At 74.9% G+C, this 18,893-nt stretch carries 22 protein-coding genes; 8 read left to right on the top strand and 14 right to left on the bottom strand.

Going from position 1 to position 18,893, the window contains the following annotated elements; translation table 11 throughout:
- Positions 1–74: 74 nt before the first annotated feature.
- Genes ddaH through BMZ33_RS14265 form a run of 4 tightly spaced genes read right to left on the bottom strand, consistent with a single transcriptional unit; the run spans position 75 to position 3,620 of the window.
- Positions 75–857, bottom strand: a complete 783-nt coding sequence (gene ddaH, locus BMZ33_RS14280) for a dimethylargininase (protein ID WP_169064333.1) — start codon at positions 855–857, stop codon at positions 75–77.
- Between the two features lie 23 nt (positions 858–880).
- A complete protein-coding gene (locus tag BMZ33_RS14275) occupies positions 881–1,624 on the bottom strand; it encodes an amino acid ABC transporter ATP-binding protein (protein ID WP_091111617.1) in 744 nt (247 codons plus the stop codon).
- Positions 1,621–2,724, bottom strand: coding sequence for an amino acid ABC transporter permease (locus tag BMZ33_RS14270; RefSeq protein WP_169064332.1), 1,104 nt, complete (start codon positions 2,722–2,724; stop codon positions 1,621–1,623). Before BMZ33_RS14270 ends, BMZ33_RS14275 begins: the two co-directional genes overlap by 4 nt.
- On the bottom strand, positions 2,721–3,620 hold the full coding sequence (locus BMZ33_RS14265; protein ID WP_169064331.1) for an ABC transporter substrate-binding protein: 900 nt from the start codon (positions 3,618–3,620) through the stop codon (positions 2,721–2,723). The genes BMZ33_RS14270 and BMZ33_RS14265 overlap by 4 nt, the downstream gene beginning before the upstream one ends.
- A 185-nt stretch (positions 3,621–3,805) precedes the next feature.
- On the opposite strand from BMZ33_RS14265, the gene BMZ33_RS14260 reads away from it, so the two are divergent.
- On the top strand, positions 3,806–4,408 hold the full coding sequence (locus BMZ33_RS14260; RefSeq protein WP_091111614.1) for a TetR/AcrR family transcriptional regulator: 603 nt from the start codon (positions 3,806–3,808) through the stop codon (positions 4,406–4,408).
- Positions 4,409–4,484: 76 nt separating this feature from the next.
- Here BMZ33_RS14260 and BMZ33_RS23335 read toward each other — a convergent pair whose 3' ends face one another.
- Both BMZ33_RS23335 and BMZ33_RS24690 read right to left on the bottom strand, forming a co-directional pair.
- The gene (locus tag BMZ33_RS23335; RefSeq protein ID WP_091111611.1) at positions 4,485–4,715 is read right to left on the bottom strand and encodes a hypothetical protein; all 231 of its coding nucleotides are present in this window, start codon (positions 4,713–4,715) and stop codon (positions 4,485–4,487) included.
- 91 nt (positions 4,716–4,806) lie between these two features.
- Positions 4,807–5,160: a nucleotidyltransferase domain-containing protein gene (locus BMZ33_RS24690; RefSeq protein ID WP_169064330.1), complete on the bottom strand. Its 354-nt coding sequence runs from the start codon at positions 5,158–5,160 to the stop codon at positions 4,807–4,809.
- A 285-nt stretch (positions 5,161–5,445) separates the two neighbouring features.
- On the opposite strand from BMZ33_RS24690, the gene BMZ33_RS14245 reads away from it, so the two are divergent.
- From BMZ33_RS14245 to BMZ33_RS14235, 3 genes are all read left to right on the top strand, one after another.
- Positions 5,446–6,144: a hypothetical protein gene (locus BMZ33_RS14245; RefSeq protein WP_091111608.1), complete on the top strand. Its 699-nt coding sequence runs from the start codon at positions 5,446–5,448 to the stop codon at positions 6,142–6,144.
- Positions 6,145–6,220: 76 nt separating this feature from the next.
- Positions 6,221–8,374 carry a sensor histidine kinase gene (locus BMZ33_RS14240; RefSeq protein WP_091111606.1) on the top strand — a complete coding sequence of 718 codons (2,154 nt, stop codon included), beginning with the start codon at positions 6,221–6,223 and terminating at the stop codon, positions 8,372–8,374.
- The gene (locus tag BMZ33_RS14235; protein ID WP_091111603.1) at positions 8,349–9,020 is read left to right on the top strand and encodes a response regulator; all 672 of its coding nucleotides are present in this window, start codon (positions 8,349–8,351) and stop codon (positions 9,018–9,020) included. Before BMZ33_RS14240 ends, BMZ33_RS14235 begins: the two co-directional genes overlap by 26 nt.
- Positions 9,021–9,272: 252 nt before the next feature.
- On the opposite strand, the gene ubiG is transcribed toward BMZ33_RS14235, so the two are convergent.
- From ubiG to BMZ33_RS14195, 8 genes are all read right to left on the bottom strand, one after another.
- Positions 9,273–10,055 carry a bifunctional 2-polyprenyl-6-hydroxyphenol methylase/3-demethylubiquinol 3-O-methyltransferase UbiG gene (gene ubiG, locus BMZ33_RS14230; RefSeq protein WP_091111601.1) on the bottom strand — a complete coding sequence of 261 codons (783 nt, stop codon included), beginning with the start codon at positions 10,053–10,055 and terminating at the stop codon, positions 9,273–9,275.
- A 78-nt stretch (positions 10,056–10,133) separates the two neighbouring features.
- Complete coding sequence (locus tag BMZ33_RS14225) at positions 10,134–10,586, bottom strand: SRPBCC family protein (protein WP_136697296.1); 453 nt, start codon at positions 10,584–10,586, stop codon at positions 10,134–10,136.
- A gap of 442 nt (positions 10,587–11,028) precedes the next feature.
- On the bottom strand, positions 11,029–13,296 hold the full coding sequence (locus BMZ33_RS14220) for a heavy metal translocating P-type ATPase (protein WP_169064329.1): 2,268 nt from the start codon (positions 13,294–13,296) through the stop codon (positions 11,029–11,031).
- Positions 13,293–14,165, bottom strand: a complete 873-nt coding sequence (locus tag BMZ33_RS14215) for a hypothetical protein (RefSeq protein ID WP_091111596.1) — start codon at positions 14,163–14,165, stop codon at positions 13,293–13,295. Before BMZ33_RS14215 ends, BMZ33_RS14220 begins: the two co-directional genes overlap by 4 nt.
- Before the next feature lie 26 nt (positions 14,166–14,191).
- Entirely contained in the window at positions 14,192–14,401 is a 210-nt protein-coding gene (locus BMZ33_RS14210; RefSeq protein WP_169064328.1) for a heavy-metal-associated domain-containing protein, read from the bottom strand.
- Positions 14,402–14,420: 19 nt separating this feature from the next.
- On the bottom strand, positions 14,421–14,729 hold the full coding sequence (locus BMZ33_RS14205) for a metal-sensitive transcriptional regulator (protein WP_091111594.1): 309 nt from the start codon (positions 14,727–14,729) through the stop codon (positions 14,421–14,423).
- Between the two features lie 33 nt (positions 14,730–14,762).
- Positions 14,763–15,158, bottom strand: coding sequence for a helix-turn-helix domain-containing protein (locus BMZ33_RS14200; RefSeq protein WP_169064327.1), 396 nt, complete (start codon positions 15,156–15,158; stop codon positions 14,763–14,765).
- Between the two features lie 105 nt (positions 15,159–15,263).
- On the bottom strand, positions 15,264–15,761 hold the full coding sequence (locus tag BMZ33_RS14195; protein WP_091111592.1) for an Hsp20/alpha crystallin family protein: 498 nt from the start codon (positions 15,759–15,761) through the stop codon (positions 15,264–15,266).
- Positions 15,762–15,891: 130 nt separating this feature from the next.
- Here BMZ33_RS14195 and BMZ33_RS14190 point away from each other — a divergent pair, with 130 nt between their 5' ends.
- The 4 genes from BMZ33_RS14190 (at position 15,892) to BMZ33_RS14175 (ending at position 18,829) form a co-directional block, all read left to right on the top strand.
- Positions 15,892–16,443, top strand: a complete 552-nt coding sequence (locus tag BMZ33_RS14190; RefSeq protein WP_169064326.1) for an STAS domain-containing protein — start codon at positions 15,892–15,894, stop codon at positions 16,441–16,443.
- 46 nt (positions 16,444–16,489) lie between these two features.
- Entirely contained in the window at positions 16,490–17,773 is a 1,284-nt protein-coding gene (locus BMZ33_RS14185; RefSeq protein WP_169064325.1) for a YibE/F family protein, read from the top strand.
- A gap of 161 nt (positions 17,774–17,934) precedes the next feature.
- On the top strand, positions 17,935–18,510 hold the full coding sequence (locus tag BMZ33_RS14180) for a class I SAM-dependent methyltransferase (RefSeq protein ID WP_169064324.1): 576 nt from the start codon (positions 17,935–17,937) through the stop codon (positions 18,508–18,510).
- Positions 18,500–18,829, top strand: a complete 330-nt coding sequence (locus BMZ33_RS14175; RefSeq protein WP_091111589.1) for a TraR/DksA family transcriptional regulator — start codon at positions 18,500–18,502, stop codon at positions 18,827–18,829. Before BMZ33_RS14180 ends, BMZ33_RS14175 begins: the two co-directional genes overlap by 11 nt.
- Positions 18,830–18,893: the final 64 nt, after the last annotated feature.

Genomic DNA, 18,893 nt, shown 5'->3' with positions numbered 1-18,893 from the left:
CACGGTGGACGCGGGTCACGGTGGGACGGCCGGGCGTCGTCGCGGACGCCGGCGAGTGGAGTGCGCGGCAGGGGTCAGGCGCCGGACGACGTCGCCGGGACGAGGACGCTGAGGCACGTCACGCAGCCCTCGAGCTTCTCGAACTCGCCGATGTCGACGAGCACGGGCGTGAACCCGAGGTCGGCGAGCCGGTCGGCCGTCCGCGGGGCCGCCGCGCTCATCAGGACCCGGTCCCCGCCGAGGGGGACCACGTGGCAGCCCGGCTCCTCGTCGACCGGCCGCGCGGTGGGCAGGACGCCGGGTTCCAGCAGCTCCGGCAGCGCCAGGAAGGTGCCGTCGGGCAGCGCGGTCACGGCCGACTTCAGGTGCAGCACCGCCCGCAGCCCGATCGGGACGACGGTGCGGCCCAGCGGCGCGACGTGGGCGCGCAGCTGCCGGATGCCCTCGGCGTTGGTGCGCCCGCCGCGGCCCACGTAGACGGTGCGGCCGACCTGCAGGACGTCGCCGCCGTCGAGCGTGCCCTCGCCGTCGATGCGGACGACGTCGAGGCCGAGTTCGCGCACCGCGGCCTCGGTGCCGGCGACCTCGGCCCGGCGCGCCGGGGCGCCGCTGCGGGTGAGCACCGCCCGGCCGCCGACGACGACGACCGAGTCCTCGACGAAGGTGGCGTCCGGGCAGCCGGGCGCGGGCTGCACCTCACGGACGTCCCAGCCGGCGCCGGCCAGGGCCGCCCGGTAGCCGGCGTGCTGCTCGGCGGCGAGGTCGGCGTCGACCGGCACCCGCTCGAGGTGGGTGACGATGCCCTCGGCCAGGTCGGCGGTGGGACGGCGGACCAGCGCGGTGCCCGGCGCGGTCACCACGGCCTCCCCGCGGCCGGCCGTCACAGCCGCCCCGAGGCGAGGACCCGGGCGAGGAACTGGCGGGTCCGGTCCTCCTGCGGGTCCTCGAAGATCTGCGCGGGGGTGCCGCGCTCGAGGATGCGGCCCTCGTGCAGGAAGCACACCTGCGAGGCGACGTCCCGGGCGAACCCCATCTCGTGGGTGGCCAGCAGCATGGTCAGGCCGTCCTGGGCCAGCTCGCGGACGATGGCCAGCACGTCGCCCACCAGCTCCGGGTCCAGGGCCGCGGTGATCTCGTCGAGGAGCAGCACCTGCGGGTCGGAGGCCAGCGCGCGGACGATGGCCACCCGCTGCTGCTGCCCGCCGGACAGCGCGTCGGGATAGGCGCCGGCCTTGTCCTTCATGCCCACCCGGTCGAGCAGCGCGAGCGCCTGCTCCTCGGCTTCGGCGCGCGACCGGCCGCCGACCCGGACCGGGGCCAGGGTGACGTTGCGCAGCACGCTCATGTGCGGGAACAGGTTGTAGGACTGGAAGACCATGCCGACGTTGCGGCGCAGCCGGTTGACGTCCACCCCGAGGCCGCTGACCACGTCGCCGGCCACCCGGATCTCGCCGGACTGGATCGGCTCGAGGGCGTTGATGCAGCGCAGCAGGGTGGACTTGCCCGAGCCGGAGGCGCCGATGAGGCAGACGACCTCGTGCTTGGCCACCTCCAGGCTGACCCCGCGCAGGACCTCGTGCTCGCCGTAGCTCTTGTGGACGTCGTGGATCTCGAGGAACGTCATGACCGCCCCGTCCGGATCTGCTCCTTGGCCAGGAGCCGGTCGACGTAGCGCGCCTGCGGGATCGTGATGAGCACGAACAGGACGGCGACCACGATGACCGGCGTGAGGTTGAAGACGTTCGAGGCCGTCAGCCGTGACTGCGCGAAGGCGTCGGTGACGCCCATGACGCCGATGAGCGCGGTGTCCTTCTGCAGGCCGATGAAGTCGTTCAGCAGCGGCGGGACGATCCGCCGCACCGCCTGGGGGACGATCACCGTGCGCAGCGTCATCCCGTAGGACAGGCCCAGCGAGCGGGACGCCGCCCACTGGCTGGGGTGGATCGACTCGATGCCGGCCCGGTAGACCTCGGCGACGTAGCTGGAGTACGTCAGCGTCAGGGCGATGATCGCCAGCCACACCGGCGAGAGGTCCTTGAAGAACGGCACCTGGGCGAGCTTCAGGCCGAAGCCGACCAGGTAGAGCGTGATGATGCTGGGGATGGCGCGGAAGGTGTCGACGTAGGCGATCGCCAGCCACCGCAGCGGGCGGCCGGCGCGGCCGGGCAGCAGCCGCATCACCGCGACCACCAGCCCGACCACGAGGACCAGCAGCTGGGCGCCGACGGCGACCTCGACGTTGATCCAGAAGGCGTCGAGGACGTTGGCGAAGCTCGACCGGAGGAACTCCCACCGCAGGAACGTCGTGGTGATCGCGCCGTCGTTGGCGGTGGTGAACCACACCAGGCCGGCGCAGACCAGGACGGCGAGCGCGTAGCCCATCGCGGTGTGCGCGTGCTCCCGGCCGGAGGCCGCCTCGTGCCGCGCCGGGGCGAGCCGGCCGGCGGCGAGGTGCCGGGCGCGCCTGCGGTCGTCGCCGAAGGCGCGCACGGCCGGCACCAGCGGCAGGAGCGCGACCAGGGCGAGCGCGACGAGCAGCGCGTCCACCCCGGCCGGGGGCTCGAGCATGCGGTGCAGCGACCACAGCGCGAGCCCGGCCGCCAGGGCGCACAGCACCGCGACCAGCAGCGCCACGACCGCGGTCGGCAGGACCCGCTGGGGAGGCGTCGGCCGGGCCGCGACCTCCTCGGTCTGCGCGCCGCTGGTCACGGTGCTGCTGCTCACTGCACGGCCCAGACCGGGACGGCGGCCGGGTCACCGCCCAGCTCGGGGCCGAGCCAGGTCGCCGACAGCTCGTCGAGCGTGCCGTCCTCGCGCATGGCCTCGATGGCGCCGCTGATGGCGTCGCCGTTCGGCGAGTCCTTGGGGTAGATCGCCGCGTAGGACTCGCCGCTCTCGTACTGGCCGACGACCTCGAGCGTGCCGCCGGAGTTCTCCGCGAACGCGAGCAGGATCGCGGTGTCCATGACCGCCGCGTCGATGACGCCGGAGCTGACGGCGGTCACCAGTGCGGTGGTGTCCGGGAAGACCTGGACCTCCTGCTCCGGCGCGAGCTCGTTCTGGGCGAACTCGACGGCCGTCGTCCCGAGCTGGACGCCGATCCTCCTGCTGGCCAGGTTCTCCTCGCTGGTGCCGGCGTCGGGCGGCGCCAGGACACCGATGTTGGAGTCGAAGTACGGCGCCGAGAAGGTGACGACCTCCTCGCGCTCGGGGGTGACCGAGATCTGGGCCATCGCCATGTCGAAGTCCTGGGTCTGCCCGGCGACCAGCGCGTCGAAGGACACGTTGTCGACCTGGAGGGAGTCCAGGCCGGCCCGGTGGGCGACGTTCGCGGCGAGGCAGTACTCGTAGCCGCCGGTGATCGACTCCGGCGTCTCGCCCTTCCACCAGCCGGGGGAGGGGAGGTTGGTCTGCACGGTGAACACGCCGTCGGTCACCGGCTCGAGCTCGATGGAGCCGGCCTCGCCGTAGAGCTCGCACTCGCCGAAGCCGCCACCACCACCGCCGCCGTCGGTGCCGGCGCTGGCCTCGCTGCCGCCGGAGCCACCGGAGCACCCGGCGACGAGGACGGCGGTCAGTGTGGTCAGGGACGCGAGGAGCGCTCTGTTGGCAGTCGGCACGTTGCCCTCCGATGGTTGACGGACCCGTCAGTTATCAATGCGGCCGAGAGCGTGGCCTGGATCACGAGCGGCTGTCAAGGGGACCCGTCGGACCGGGTCAGGGCGTTGCGCTGCACGGATCCGCTGCTCTAGGTTGACTGGCCAGTCAGTTCAGAACCGGGCGTCGACGCGGGGGAGGAGGGGACGTGCCCAGGCCCAGCGTGGAGGCGGAGCGGCGGGAGCAGATCCTCTCGGCCGCCTGCGAGGTGGTGTCCGAGCTCGGCTTTAAGTCGCTGCGCATCGCCGACGTCGCCCGCCGGGCCGGCACCAGCAGCGGCACGGTCCACTACTACTTCGACACCAAGACGGCCCTCATGCGCGCGGCGTTCGAGTGGAACTTCGCTCGGTCGCTGGACCGCCGCCGCGACCTGCTCCAGGAGCACGCGGACCCGCGGCAGCGGCTGCGCGCCTTCGTCGACTCCTACCTGCCCGGTGACCCCGAGACCGTGCGCGCCTGGCACGTGTGGGCCGAGCTCTGGGTCGAGGCGCTGCACGACCGCGACCTGCAGGAGCTCAACGAGCAGGTCTACGGCGAGTGGCGGCGGCTGATGGCGAGCATCGTCCGCGACGGCCAGGACGCCGGCCTGTTCCGCGACGAGGACCCCGTCGTGGTCGCCAACGCGCTGATCGGCATGATCGACGGCCTCGCCCTCCAGGTGCTCCTCGGGTCGCGCAGCATGACCCTCGAGCGCATGCGGGCGGTCTGCGAGCAGGTGCTGAGCAGCCTGACCGTCGGGTCGTCCGCCTAGCCTCCGCTCGCGTGCCGGGCAGCACCGGTGCGACGGACAGCTGCAGGTCGCGCCGGCCCTGTCCCCGCGCCCCGCGTCAGCCGCGGGGCAGCCCGATGAGGAGCGCGTCCTCCTCGTCCACCGGGCTCACCGGGTGGCCCTCCACGTGGGTGACCTGCCGGACCGTCCGCCACTGGCCCGGTGCCCAGGCGCGGGTGAGCAGGCCGTCGTGCGACAGCGCGACCAGGGCGCCGCTCTCCGTGGCCAGCAGCCCGGCCTCGATCTCCTCGTCCTCGCCGCTCGTGCTCTGCACCGTCCAGATCGGCATCCCGCGCTCCCCCTCCTGCGGCACCGCCGCCCGGCGCCGGTCCCAGCAGACAACGGGGCCGGGACGCCGGTGGCAAGCACACCTGGGCGCGTCATCGCTGTGCGTCAGCGGAACGACATGGGACGGAATCGGGGAGGTCGCGGTGACCCCACCCCGAGCTCGCCCTCCAGGCCGCTCGGCAGCACGAAGCGCCGCTCCGTGACGGCACCCCGGGTCCGCGTCCTGACCAGGCGGACGCCGCCTCACTCGGGCAGCCAGCCGTCGTGGTGGTGTGGTGACCGGGCGAGTCCGTGAGCAGCAGGACGTCGACGTCGGAGTCCTGACGCGGCGTGCCGCGGGCCCACGACCCGACGATCGCGAGCGCACGGACGTCCGATCGCCGCCGCGGCCAGGACGTGAGGTACCGCAGGACCGACCCGACCTCGTCCTCGCGCTCCCGGCTCACCACCCGGGGAGCGTAGGAACGGGTGGGCCCGTCGTGGCCGGCTGCACGTCCGGACGGGCTCGTCCGGATCCGGCGGCGACGCCGTCGACCGGGGTCCCTGCCACCGTCCCGTCGCGATGGCCGCGTGACCCGGAGCGGTCAGGAGCGCTCCCGCGCGCAGACGCGGGCAGCCGGCCAGGACACCTGTCCCCGAGGCGGGGACAGCTGGCCGATGCCCGCGGGACAGCGCCCTTCCTACGTTGCCGGCACGCGGCCGACCGGGCCGCCGCTCCTGAGGAGGCTGTCATGTCCCAGACCGACCGGGTCTTCCGTCCGCTGGCCGCCGTCGGGCTCGTCGGCGCCCCGCTGCTGGTGCTCGTCCTGCCGCCGCTGCTGACGTCCGCGGGCGACCACGCCTCGGCCCAGGAGCAGTTCACCGCGCTCGCCGGCGGCCCGGCCGAGTACGGCGGGATGTTCGTCCAGGCCGCGGGCGCCCTCTGCCTCGTCCTGGCCGCAGTCGGTGTGCTGGCCGTGGTGACGGCCCGCCGTCGGGGTCGGGTGCCCGGCGGTCTCGCCGCCTCCACCGGTGTCGTCGGCGCCGGCGCCCTGCTCCTCGTCCTGGGCGTCGAGCTCACCCAGGCCTTCGTCGTCGCGGAGGGGACCGATCCGCCGGCGGACGTGGCCCTGGCGCTGGCGATCAACGACTGGCCGCTCTTCGGGTGGCTGCTCGGCGTGGGCATCGTGGCCCTCCTGCTGACGCTCTTCTGCGCGGCGCTCGCCCTGTGGCGGACCGGCCTGGTGCGGGGAGTCGTGCCGGCCGCGTTCGTCGCCGCGCTGCTCACGACCCTGATCCCGATGTCGGACGCGGTGGCCGCCGTCGTCCCCTCGGTGTGCCTGCTGCTGCCGAGCGCCTGGCTGGCGTTCCGGCTGCTGCGTCCGGCCGCGACGGCCGCGCCGGTGACGGACGGCCCCGCGCCCGTGGGGGCGGGCGCACCGGCCACCTGACGGGACCGACTCGCTTGTCCCGCTGCAGCGGCCTGCCTACGCTCCGGGACCTCTCCACCGGGAGGCGGACAGCACCATGAGCTCCGCGACGAGCACCCGGGCCGCGTCCGCCCCCACGACCCGGCCCCCCGGTCGGCTCCGCGCCGCACAGGGGGGCTGGGCCGTCCTCTACACGGTGTCGCTGGCCAGCTTCCTCGCCTCGGTCCCCTCGGGCTTCCGGCTCAACGCCACCCTCACGCCGCTGCACCTGCCCGACGAGCGCTGGACCCTGCGGGACCTACACGGCGCGCTGGAGCGCCTGGGCCTGTCCGACGGCTCGTTCGGCCAGCTCGTCTACGGCTCGTCGGTGCTCGTGGCGGCCGTCTCCTTCGCGGTCGCGGGGGTCACGGTGTGGCGACGACCGGGGGACCGGGCCGCGTTGACGACGTCGGCCCTGCTGGCCGGCTTCGCGTGGGGTGTCGCCGGCACGCACCTGGTGCTGGCCGAGGTGCACCCGCAGTGGCACACCGCCTGGCGCGTCCTGGGAGTGACCACCTTCGGCTGTCTCACCCTGCTGCTCTACGTGTTCCCCGACGGGACGTTCCGGCCGCGGTGGACCCGGTGGCCGGCACTCGCGGTCGTCCTGCTCACCCCGCTGTCCGGACTGGAGGGAGCCCTCGATCCCGGCACCTGGCCCGCGCCCCTCGCCCTGACCCTCGACGTCGCACTCGGCCTCGCGATCCCGCTGTACGCGCAGGTCCACCGCTACCGCACGGTGTCGACCGCGGTGCAGCGGCAGCAGACCAAGTGGGTGGCGCTGAGCATCGTGCTGCTGGTGCTCGGGACGGTCCCCGTCGCCGTGACCTCGTGGTTCCTGCCGGAGGTGACCGGTCCCGGTGTCGCCGGGTTGCGGTTCCACCTGGTCAGTGGTCTCTGGTTGGCTCTGCTGACCCTGCTCGTCCCGGTCGCGGTGGCCCTGTCGGTGCTGCGCCTGCGGCTGTGGGACGTCGATCCCCTCCTCACCCGGACGTTGGTCTACGGCGCGCTGGTCCTGCTGATCGGTGGCGTGTACGTCGGGGTCGCCGGCGTCCTCGGCGCGGCGTTCCGCAGCCCCGACAACGTGCTGTTCTCCCTGATCGCGGCCGGGACGGTCGCAGTGCTCTTCGACCCGGTGCGGCGACGGTTGCAGCGTGGAGCCGGCCGACTCGTCCACGGGGAGCGGGAGGAACCAGACGCCGCCGTCCGGCGGCTGGCCCGCCGGCTGGAGGACGCGCAGGACCTGCGGGGGGTGTTGGGGACGGTCGCCCGGACGGCCCGGGAGGCGCTGCGCGTCCCGTCCGTCGTCGTCGAGCCGGTCGGGGCGGACGGGCGGCGGGGCACCGCCGTCACCGACCCTCCGGACGCCGTCCCGCCGGGGGGCGACGCGGTCCGGCTCCGGCTGGTGTGCCGCCAGGAGCCGGTCGGCTGGCTGACGGTGGCGCCCCGGGCGCCGGGGGAGCCCTTCAGCCCCCGGGACCGGCACCTGCTCGACGAGCTGGCCCGGCACGCGGCGACGGCGGTGTACGGGGTACGCGCCGCGGCGGACCTGCAGCGGGCCCACGGGCGACTGGTCACGGCCGGTCACGAGGAGCGCCGCCGGCTGCGGCGGCAACTGCACGACGAGCTGGGGCCGATGCTGGCGACCTTGACGATGGAGCTCGACGTGGCTGCCGAGGTGATCGCCGAGGACCCGGCGCAGGGCCGCGAACTGGTCGGCGACGTGCGCGACGAGGCGCAGCAGACGATCGCGCTGGTCCGCAGCCTGGCCTACGGCCTGTACCCGCCGGTGCTGGACGAGCTGGGCCTGTCGGCCGCCGTGCGCGAGAAGGCGCGCAGCCTGCTGCAGCGCGACGGCGTGGCGCTCGAACTGCACGTGCCCGAGCGGCTCCCCTCCCTGACTGCGGCCACCGAGGTCGCCGCGTACCTCATCGCCGTGGAGGCGGTGACCAACGTGCAGCGGCACGCACGGGCACGGTGCTGTCGGCTGTCCCTGACCTGCGGCGGCGGGTGGCTGGACGTCGAGGTCGCCGACGACGGCGGCGGGCTGTCCGACAGCGTCCCGGCCGGGGTCGGGGTGTCCGCGATGCGGGAACGGGCGCAGGAGCTCGGCGGGACCTTCACGATCACGCCCGCGTCGCCCAGCGGGACCCGCGTGCTGGCGCGACTGCCGCTTCCCGAGGACGACCGTGACGACCCGCCTGCTGATCGCTGACGACCACCGGCCCTTCCGGGAGGGGCTGCGCCGGCTGGTGCGGCTCCTCCCGGACGTCGAGTGCGTCGGGATGGCCGTGAACGGCCACGAGGCGGTGCAACTGGCCGACAGCCTGCAGCCGGACGTGGTGCTGATGGACCTGTGGATGCCCGGCCTCAACGGCATCGAGGCCACCCGACGGGTGCGGGAGACCAGTCCGCACATCGCCGTCCTGGTGCTGACGATGCTCGAGGACGACGAGTCGGTCCTCGCCGCCGTGCGGGCCGGCGCACGCGGCTACCTGCTCAAGGGGGCCGGCCGTGACGAGCTCGGCCGGGCCGTCGCCGCCGTCCGCCACGGCGAGGCGATCTTCAGCCCGGCCATCGCGCAGCGGCTCGTGCAGTACTGGGCAGCGCCCCGACCGGTGCCGGCCGAGACCCCGTTCCCGGAGCTGACCGACCGGGAGCGGGACATCCTCGAGCTGCTCGGCCAGGGGCTGGGCAACAACGCGATCGGGCACCGGTTGTCACTGGCCCCCAAGACCGTCCGCAACAACCTCTCGCGGATCTTCGCCAAGCTCCAGGTCACCGACCGGGCGCAGGCCATGATCCTCGCCCGCGACGCCGGCCTCGGCGTGGACGCCCCCGGTCGCACGCGCCCTCCGTGACGGGACGGCGCTGCGCCACCCGGTCCCGGGACGACGCGGTGGCGGGTCCGCAGGCCGGCCGGAGGAGATCCCGGCCGTCGATGGAGCGACGCGGAGAGGCCGCAGGCCCCGGCCGAGCAGGAGAGGTCGCGGACGAGCGGCCGGTGTCGACGACCCGCGGCCGATGGCCCGGACGTCGCGAGTGCACGGGGTGAGGAGGTCAGCGGGACGCGGATGCGGGGGCTCGATGACTCGGCGGGGTGGCCGTCGTCCTCACCGCACGTCCCGTGTCGCGTAGCCCATGTAGGACACCGCCCGAGACCGCGTCTGGCCGAAGGCGAGTCTGCGGCTCAGTTCCCCGTAAGACATCTGTCCCCGCTGGGCTCGCACGAAGCCGAGGACGGCGCTCGCCGGGTTCTTGGCTCGCGGTCCCAGGCCCACCGTCTCGTGCAGGCGCAGTCCGTGGCGAGCCATCGTGGCGCCGAGGTCCTTCGGCTTGATGAACATGTCGTACTCGTGCACCGGAGTGTCGAACGCGCGGGTCAGGCGCCAGTCCTGCATGACCTTGATGGCCAGGAGCTTGCTGGCCATCGTGCGGTTGACCGTGTCGAACAGGTAGATCCCGCCAGGCCTCAGCGCACGAGCGGTCTCGCGCATCACTGCATCGAGGTCGGCGACGTGCTCGAGGACGTCGCAGCAGTAGACGAGGTCGAACTCGGCGTCCCGCACCGGCAGGGCCTCGCCGGAACCGACGCGGTAGTCGATCTCCAGTCCGGCTTCGGCTGCGTGCCGGCGGGCGGTCTCGAGGGAGGGCGCGGACGGATCGACGCCCACGACTCGACACCCCACCCGGGTGAACTCCTCCGCGAGGAACCCACCTCCGCAGCCGATGTCCAGGGCGTGGAGCCCGGACGGGTCCCGCCCGAGACGGTGCAGGACGGCGACGAAGTAGCCGAAGCGCGCCGGCGTGACGCTGCCGTGCAGCAGGTTGAGCGGTTCGTCCTCGTCCCACCACCTGGCGGCATGCCTGTTGTAGACGTCGTTGTCGATGGGCACTGGAACCTCCTCGTGATCCGGTCAGCGACGCGTGGGTGTCGTGCCTGGTGGGTGTCGGGCGGAGCCGGCATCCCGGGGTCAGGCACTCGTGTCCCGGGTTGCGACCCCCCGAGCCCACGCGCCCAGCTCGCGGTGCAGGTACCAGGTCAGCAGCGGGTGCACCGTGCGCAGCAGCACGCCGCCCAGCCGGCTCCGTGCCTCCACCTCCCAGTGCCCGCTCACCCGGGTCCCTCCGGGAACAGGCCGGAACGTCACGTGGAAGGTGCCACCCAGCGGGAGGCCGAGAACGCGGTTGGCGGTGTGGGTCGGGCGTTCGAACGTGTAGTAGTCGGAGGTGCTTCGCTTGTGCAGCGGTCCGAGCTTGTTGACCATCGTGTAGCGGGGCGTCCCGTCCGCGCGCATCTCGTAGTCCTCGACCGCTGCGACCGTCGGGGAGAACTGGACGATGTGGCGCAGCCGGTTCCCGAAGAGCAGGTCCCAGGTCTCGTCAGGGCTCAGCGGGAACACCGCGGACGCGTCGACCGATCGCATGCTTCCCTCCTCCGTCTGCGATGCGTCCGGGAGCAGACGGCCCACGAACGCGGGGACCAGAGCCGTGTCGATCACCGTCGCCGGCAGCCGTCTCGAGAGCGTGAGGCGTCGGAGGGCCGATGTCCGCGGACGTGCGTCTGGAGGCTCCGGACGAACCGGGGTGGGAGGCGCATCGCGGACCGCTGCACGTGCTCGTCATGACGCTCTCCTGGCAGGACGCCAGCACGGGGGGACAGTGTCCACCGAGACGGCGCCGACCGGGGCGGACTGCCGCGTCTCCCTCTGCGGGCAGCGGTGGTCCTCGGGATCCCGTCCGGAGGCCGTCGGTAGGCGACGCGAGTGCAGCCGGCAGCCTCGTGCACGGCAGGCGGGGGAGCCGGGACTCCTGCAGCCGCCCCGGGGCGGTGGGTGACAGCGTGCGGGACTCCTGCCCGGCGCCCCGTCAGCGCCCGGCGGGCTCCCGGACGCGGCCCGCGGGCAGGGCCGACGCCGCCTCGGCGTTGCCCGGCAGCGGCCGGAACCGCCGCAGCCGCAGGCTGTTGGTCACCACGAACACCGAGCTCAGCGCCATCGCCGCGCCGGCCACCATCGGGTTGAGCAGCCCGGCCATCGCCAGCGGGATCGCCGCGACGTTGTAGGCGAAGGCCCAGAACAGGTTGCCCTTGATCGTCGACAGCGTGCGGCGGGCCAGCCGGACGGCGTCGGCGGCGGCGCGCAGGTCGCCGCGCACCAGGGTCAGGTCGCTGGCCTGGATGGCGACGTCGGTGCCGGTGCCCATCGCCAGCCCCAGGTCGGCCTGGGCGAGCGCTGCCGCGTCGTTGACGCCGTCGCCGACCATCGCCACCGTCCGCCCCCCGGCCTGCAGCCGCCGGACGACGTCGACCTTCTCCTGCGGCAGCACCTCGGCCACCACCTCGTCGATCCCGACCTCGGCGGCGACCGCCCGGGCCGCGGCCGCGGAGTCGCCGGTGAGCAGCACCGGCCGCAGCCCCAGGTCGCGCAGCTGGCGCACCGCGGCGGCCGACGTCGGCCTGACGGTGTCGGCGACGACCAGCACCCCGCGGGTGGCGCCCCCCCAGCCGACCGCGACGGCGGTCCGCCCGGCGGCGTCGGCGGCCGCCACCGCCGCAGCCAGCTCGGGCGGCAGCGCGCCCACCAGCGACGGCCGGCCGACGACCACCGGCACGCCCTCGACGGTGCCGCGCACGCCCAGCCCGGCCTCCGCGCGGAAGCCGGTGACGGCGGGCAGCTCCCCGCAGCGCTCGCGGGCGGCCGTGGCCACCGCGGCGGCGATCGGGTGCTCGGAGGCGTCCTCCAGCGCACCGGCACGGCGCAGCACCTCGCCGGCGTCCTCGCCGTCGGCGGCCGCGACGTCGGCCAGGCCCATCCGGCCGGTGGTGACGGTGCCGGTCTTGTCGAGCACCACGGTGTCGACCAGCCGGGTGGACTCCAGCACCTCGGGCCCGCGCACCAGGATGCCCAGCTGCGCGCCGCGGCCGGTGCCCACCATGAGCGCGGTCGGCGTGGCCAGCCCGAGCGCGCAGGGGCAGGCGATGATCAGCACGGCCACCGCGGCGGGGAACGCCCCCGCCAGGCCGGCGCCCGTGCCGATCCAGAAGCCGAGCGTGGCCGCGGCCAGCGCCAGCACGACGGGGACGAAGACGCCCGAGACGCGGTCGGCCAGCCGCTGGACGGCGGCCTTGCCGTTCTGCGCCTCCTCGACCAGCCGCGCCATCTGGGCCAGCTGGGTGTCGGCGCCGACGCGGGTCGCGCGCACCACCAGCCGCCCGCCGGCGTTCACGGTGGCGCCCACGACGGCGTCGCCGGGGCCGACCTCCACCGGCACCGACTCGCCGGTGAGCATCGACGCGTCGACTGCCGAGGAGCCCTCGGCGACCTCGCCGTCGGTGGCCACCCGCTCCCCGGGCCGGACGACGAACAGCTCGCCGACGCCGAGTGCCTCCACCGGCACCCGCGTCTCGACCCCGCCGCGCAGCACCGAGACCTCGCGGGCGCCCATCTCCAGCAGCGCCCGCAGCGCCGAACCCGCCCGCCGCTTGGCGCGCGCCTCCGCGTACCGGCCGGCCAGCAGGAAGGTGGTCACCCCCGCGGCGGCCTCGAGGTAGACGTCGCCGGACCCGTCGGTGCGGGTGACGGCGAGGGAGAAGCCGTGCACCGTGCCCGGCTCGCCGGCGGTGCCGAGGAACAGCGCGTACAGCGACCACAGGAACGCCGCGCCCGTGCCGAGGGAGACCAGCGTGTCCATGGTGGCCGCGCCGTGCCGCAGGTTGGTCCAGGCGGCCCGGTGGAACGGCAGCCCGCCCCACACGACCACCGGCGCGGCCAGGGTGAGGGAGAGCCACTGCCAGGAGGTGAACTGCAGCGCCGGGACCATGCCGAGCGCGACGACCGGCAGCGTGAGCACCGCGGACACCAGCAGTCGCGTGCGCAGCCCGGCGTCGGGGTCGGTCGCCGGGACGTCCTCCGCCGGCGGCGCGGGCAGCGCGGCGGTGTAGCCCGTCCTCTCGACGGTGGCGATCAGGTCCTCGGGCGTGACCTCGCCGTCGTAGACCACCCGCGCCTTCTCGGTGGCGTAGTTGACCGTCGCGGTGACGCCGTCCATCCGGTTCAGCTTCTTCTCCACCCGGGCGGCGCAGGACGCGCAGGTCATCCCGCCGATCGACAGCTCGATCTGCGTGGGGCCGCTCACCGCGCGTCCACCGTGACCGCGGCGGTCCGGACGACGTCGCCGTGCCGGAAGTCGAGGAACAGCCGGTGCGCGCCCGCGGCGGGCACCCGGACGGCGAAGCGCACCTCGCGGCCGGACGCGCCGGTCGGGTGCACGTGCAGGTAGCCGAGGTCGCCGGCGCGCAGCGCGACCAGGTGGCCGCGCGCGCCCAGGTACGGCTGCAGGTCGGTCACCGGGACGCCGTCGCGGGCGACGCGCAGCACCACCTCGGACTCCTGCCCGGCGACCAGGTCGCCCTCGACGGTGACGGTGTAGCCGTCCACCTCGGCGGTGGGCGACGGCGCGGGCAGCGGCACCGGCTCGCTCGTGCCGCCGACGGCGAGGTCGGCGCCGAGCACCAGGCCGTGCCCGAGGGCGGTCGGGGTGGCGTCGGCCAGCACCCGCCAGGAGCCCGGCTGCAGCGCCACCGCCGTCGTCCAGGTGCCGTCGGGCGCGAGCCCGGGGTGCAGGTGCTGGTAGCCGCTGAGGTCGCGGCGGACGACGACGAGGTGCAGGTCCTGCTCGTGCACCGTGTCGTAGGCGGTGACCGGGGTGCCGTCGGGGCCGAGCAGCCGGAACGACAGGGGGACGGCGTCGCCCGCGGGCAGGGCGTCGGCGGCCAGGTCGAGCGTGTGCCCCTCGGCCGAGACGGCCAGGCCCGCGGGCAGGTCGGAGCCGGCCGGTGCGGGCGCTGCGTGCCCGCCGCCGCCCGCGTGGTCGTCCTCGCCGGCGTGCTCCGCGGCGGACGCGGGCGTGCCGACCGGACCGACGAGCGCGCCGAGGCCCCAGCCGGCGCCGAGCACGGCGGCCAGGCCCACGACGGTGGCGCCCAGCCGGGCGGCGGTGCGCATCGCGTCCTCCTCCTCGCGGGGCCGGCCTAGCGGCCGGCGACCTCGTAGCCGGCCTCCTCGACGGCGGCGCGGACGGCGTCGTCGTCGAGCGGGGCGTCGCTGGTGACGGTCAGGCCGCCGCTGGGGAGGTCGACCGCGACGTCGGTGACGCCGGGCAGGCCGCTGACCTCCTCGGTCACCGCGGAGACGCAGTGGCCGCAGGTCATGCCGACGACGGTGTAGCTGGCGGTGCTCACGGGGTGGTCCTCTCGGGAGTCAGGAACGGACGAGCCGGGCGATCGCGGCCGAGGCCTCGCGCACCTTGGCGTCGGCCTCGGGACCCCCGTGGGCGACGGCCTCGGCGACGCAGTGCGACAGGTGCTCCTCGAGCAGGCCGAGCGCGAAGGACTGCAGGGCCGACGTCATCGCCGAGACCTGGGTGAGGACGTCGATGCAGTACTTCTCGTCCTCGACCATGCGCTGCAGGCCGCGGGCCTGGCCCTCGATGCGGCGCAGCCGCTTGAGGTGGTCGTCCTTGCGGTGGATGTAGCCGTGGACGTGGCCGGGGGTCTCCGGGGCGCTCACGGAACCGACTGTACACCCCTACCCCCCAGGGGTTCACCTTGCGGCCGGGTCGTCCTGGTCGGCGCGCAGGCGGTCGACGGTGGCCCGCAGCCGCTGCGTGGCGGCGCGCGACTCGGCCAGCTCGTCCTGCAGGCCCAGGATCACCTCGGCCGAGGCCAGGGTGTGCCCCTCGTCGAGCAGGCCGCGCAGCCGCGCGGCGAGGACGAGCTGGTGGCGGGAGTAGCGGCGGTGGCCGCCGGGGGAGCGGTGCGGCTGGAGGACGCCGGAGCCGTCGAGGCTGCGCAGGAAGGCCGCCTGGACGCCGAGCAGCGCCGCGGCCTGGCTCATCGTCAGCGCGGGGAAGTCGGGGTCGTCGAGCCGGCGGACGGCGTCGCCGGCGGGACCGGCCGGCTCGTCGTCCGGCCGGCGGCGGGCGCTGTCCGTGGCCACGGGTCCTCCTCGGTCGGGTGGGCGGTGCCGGAGACGGCGCGGGGGCCGGGCCACGACTGGCCCGGCCCCCGGTTCGGGTGACCGATCAGCGGGTCGGCCCGCAGGTCACCGCTCGACGGCCCGCTGCTCCTTCTCGTCGCCGGACTCGTGCTCGATGGTCCGGCCCTCCACCTGGGTCGGCACGTCGGCGCGGGTGACGGTGATCTTGCGGGCGCGGGCCTTCTCCGCCACGGGGATGCTCACGGTGAGCACGCCGTCGTGGTAGCTCGCCTCGAGCCGGTCGGTGTCGAGGCTGCGGCCCAGGACCAGCTGCCGGGTGTAGGCCCCGTAGGGCCGCTCGGCGACGGCCCACTCCGCGTTCTCCAGCTGGGGTACCGAGCGCTCGGCGCTGACGGTGAGGGTCGTGCCCTCGACCGACAGGTCGATCGAGCCCGGGTCGACACCCGGCAGGTCGAAGTGGGCGACGAACTTGTCGCCGACGCGGTAGGCGTCCATCGGCATGCCCGACAGGGCCCGGGCGGTGCCGGTGCGGCCGGCGAGCTGGTCCAGCGCGCGGAAGGCGGCGGACGTGGCGGCGAACGGGTCGTAGGCGGTGAGCACCATGTCGTGAACCTCCTGGGAGATCCGGTGGGTGTGTTCGCTGCCCGAGGCAGAACCTCTAGTGGCAACTGGAGAATACCTCGAATGTGCGCCCGTGTAAACATTCACCGCACGACTTTGTTCCGTCGCGCGCATGGGATCGGTGGGGGCGGGGCAGATCCCCGGCATGGACGAGCACGCCCCCACCGGCGACCCGGCCGCTGCCCAGGACGCTGCCCAGGACGCCCACCCGGACGCCCACCCGGATGCCTCCCCGGCCGCCGCCCCGGCCGCCTCGCACGGTGCCGAGCCGGAGGTGACCGCCACGCTCGACGGGAACGTCTCGTCCGTCACCGTCGTCGGCGAGCTCACCGAGGCCGCCCGCCGGCCGCTGGTCCGCGCGGTCACCGACCAGCTGCTGTCCACGCCGACGCTGCACCGCCTGGAGCTGCAGCTGTCCGGGGTCACCTTCATGAACTCCGCCGGGATGGCCGTGCTGGTGCAGCTGCAGCGGATGACCCAGCCGCGCGCGGTCACCGTGGCGCTGGTCGAGCCGCCCCCCACCGTCGCCCGCCCCCTGCAGTTGACCGGCCTGTGGCGGCGCTTCGAGGTGGTCGACGACGACGACGGCCCCGCCGGCGCGGGCGGCTCACCGCCCTCCGGTGCCCAGCCGCGGCCGGACGGCCCGGGCGGCCGCAGCGCCTGAGGGGTGTCGGGCGGGACCCGGCGCCGCCTGCTCCTAGCCTGGCCGGGTGCCCGCCTCCTCCTCGCACGGTCACCCCCACACCCACGGGCCGGACCCGGACGCCCCGCCCCCGAGCCCGGAGGTGCTCGCCCGCCGCCGCCGCGCGGTGTGGCTGATGCTCGTGGTGCTGGTGCCGGCCGGGCTGGCCACCGTCATCGGGCTGGTCGTGCTGTGGCCCGGCGACGGGCCCACGCAGGCGCGGCAGGTCGCCGAGACCTACCTGCCCCCGGGGCAGACCTACCCCGACGCGCGGGTCGTCTCGCTGCAGACCTTCCCGTGCGGCGACACCGGCGCTGGGCAGGCCACCTGCGCCACCGCGGTGGTCGAGGTCCTCGAGGGGGAGGGGGCCGGCGACTACCAGCAGGTCGACCTGCAGGCCGACGTCGTCGCCAACGGGGTGGCCGAGGGCGACACCATCGTGCTCACCCGCGACGCCGGGGCCGACGGCGGCCTGAGCTACCAGTTCTTCGACTTCGAGCGCACCACGCCGCTGGTCGTGCTCGCCGTCGCCTTCGCCGTCGTCGTCGGCGTGGTCGCCCGGTTGCGTGGGCTGGCCTCCCTGGTCGGCCTGGCGTTCGCCTTCTCCGTGCTCCTGCAGTTCGTCATGCCCGCGCTGCTGACCGGGGCCTCCCCGACGATGGTCAGCCTGGTCGGCTCGGCGGCGATCATGTTCGTCGTCCTCTACCTGGCCCACGGCCTCTCCGCCCGGACGACGACCGCGCTGATCGGCACCCTGTTCGGCCTGGCGCTGGTGACCCTCCTCGGGTCGGTGTCGGTGGGGGTGGCCCGGCTGACCGGGCTGACCAGCGAGGAGACCACCCAGCTGGCGACCTACGACCCCACCCTGGACTTCTCGGGCCTGGTGATCGCCGGGTGCGTCGTCGCCGGGCTGGGCGTGCTCAACGACGTCACGATCACCCAGGCCTCGGCCATGTGGCAGCTGCACGAGGTGGACCCGGCGATGGGGTGGCGGGAGCTCTACCGCCGCGGCATGGCCGTGGGGCGCGACCACATCGCCTCGACCGTCTACACGATCGTCTTCGCCTACGCCGGGGCCGCGCTGCCGCTGCTCCTGCTCTTCGAGCTCTACTCGCGGCCGGCCGGGGTCACCCTGACCAGTGCGGTGGTGGCCGAGGAGGTCGTGCGGACGCTGGCCGGGGCGATCGCGCTGGTGCTCGCCGTCCCGGTGACGACGGCGGCCGGCGCGTTCTTCGCCACCGCGGCCGGGACCGCGGCCGGCGCGGCGCCCGAGCGGCGCATCTCGGCGCTGCGTGCGAGGTTCGCCCGATGAGCAGGAGTCCTTCCCGGCCCCAGCAAGGACCACCTGCCCCCCACCGCTCGCACGCTCGCAGTGCGCCCCTGCAGGCGGCCGAGCTCGGCGCCGAGCCTGCGAGGCGGGAGGGGGACGGGGTCCTGCAACTGCTCGCCGCCGCCGCGGCGGCCCCCGGCTTCATGCCCCCCAACGAGGGGCAGGCCCTCTACGAGGCCGCCCGGTCGGTGGCGGTGCCCGGACCGCTGCTGGAGATCGGCTCCTGGATGGGCAAGTCGGCGCTCTACCTGGCCGCCGCGGCCCGGGAGACCGGCCGCCAGGTCGTGACCGTCGACCACCACCGCGGCTCCGAGGAGCACCAGCCCGGCTGGGAGTACCACGACCCGTCGCTGGTCGACCCCGCGGTCGGGCGGGTGGACACCCTGCCGCGGTTCCGCCGCACGATCGCCGACGCCGGTGCCGAGGACGTCGTCGTCGCCGTCGTCGCCCGGTCGGAGACCCTGGCCCCGCTGTGGTCGACCCCGCTGGCGCTGCTGTTCCTCGACGGCTCGCACACCGAGGAGTCCGCCCGCCGCGACCAGGACGCCTGGGTGGCCAAGCTCGCCGTCGGCGGCACGCTGGCCATCCACGACGTCTTCCCCGACCCCGCGGACGGCGGCCAGGCGCCCTTCGGCGTCTACCGGCGGGTGCTGGACTCGGGCGGGTTCACCGAGCTGCCGGGCACCGGGTCGCTCCGGCTGCTGCGCCGTGAGCGCTGACGCGCTCGGGGCCGAGCGCGCGGCGGCCCAGGCCCAGATCGCCGCGCTCACCCGCCAGTTCGACGAGATCGTCGCCGCGTCGCAGGCCTCCAACGCCGACGACGAGCACGACCCCGAGGGCGCCACGATCGCCTTCGAGCGCCAGCAGGTGGCCGCGCTGCTGGCCGCCGCTCGCCGCCGGCTGGCCGACGCCGAGGCGGCGGTGCGGGCCGTCGAGGGCGGCACCTACGGCCGCTGCGAGTCCTGCGGCGGCGCGATCGCCCCCGAGCGCCTCGCCGCCCGGCCCACCGCGCGCACCTGCATCACCTGCGCGACCTGACGCGGTCGTCGGCCCCCTCGCAGGGGCCCGCCGCGAGCTCGCGAGCGGTGGGGGGCGAGGGGGT

The organism is Geodermatophilus dictyosporus, from assembly GCF_900115505.1.
Classification (GTDB): Bacteria; Actinomycetota; Actinomycetes; order Mycobacteriales; family Geodermatophilaceae; genus Geodermatophilus; species Geodermatophilus dictyosporus.
The sequence above is the reverse complement of the archived record's forward strand: the minus strand, read 5'-3'. Positions and strand labels throughout refer to the sequence as shown.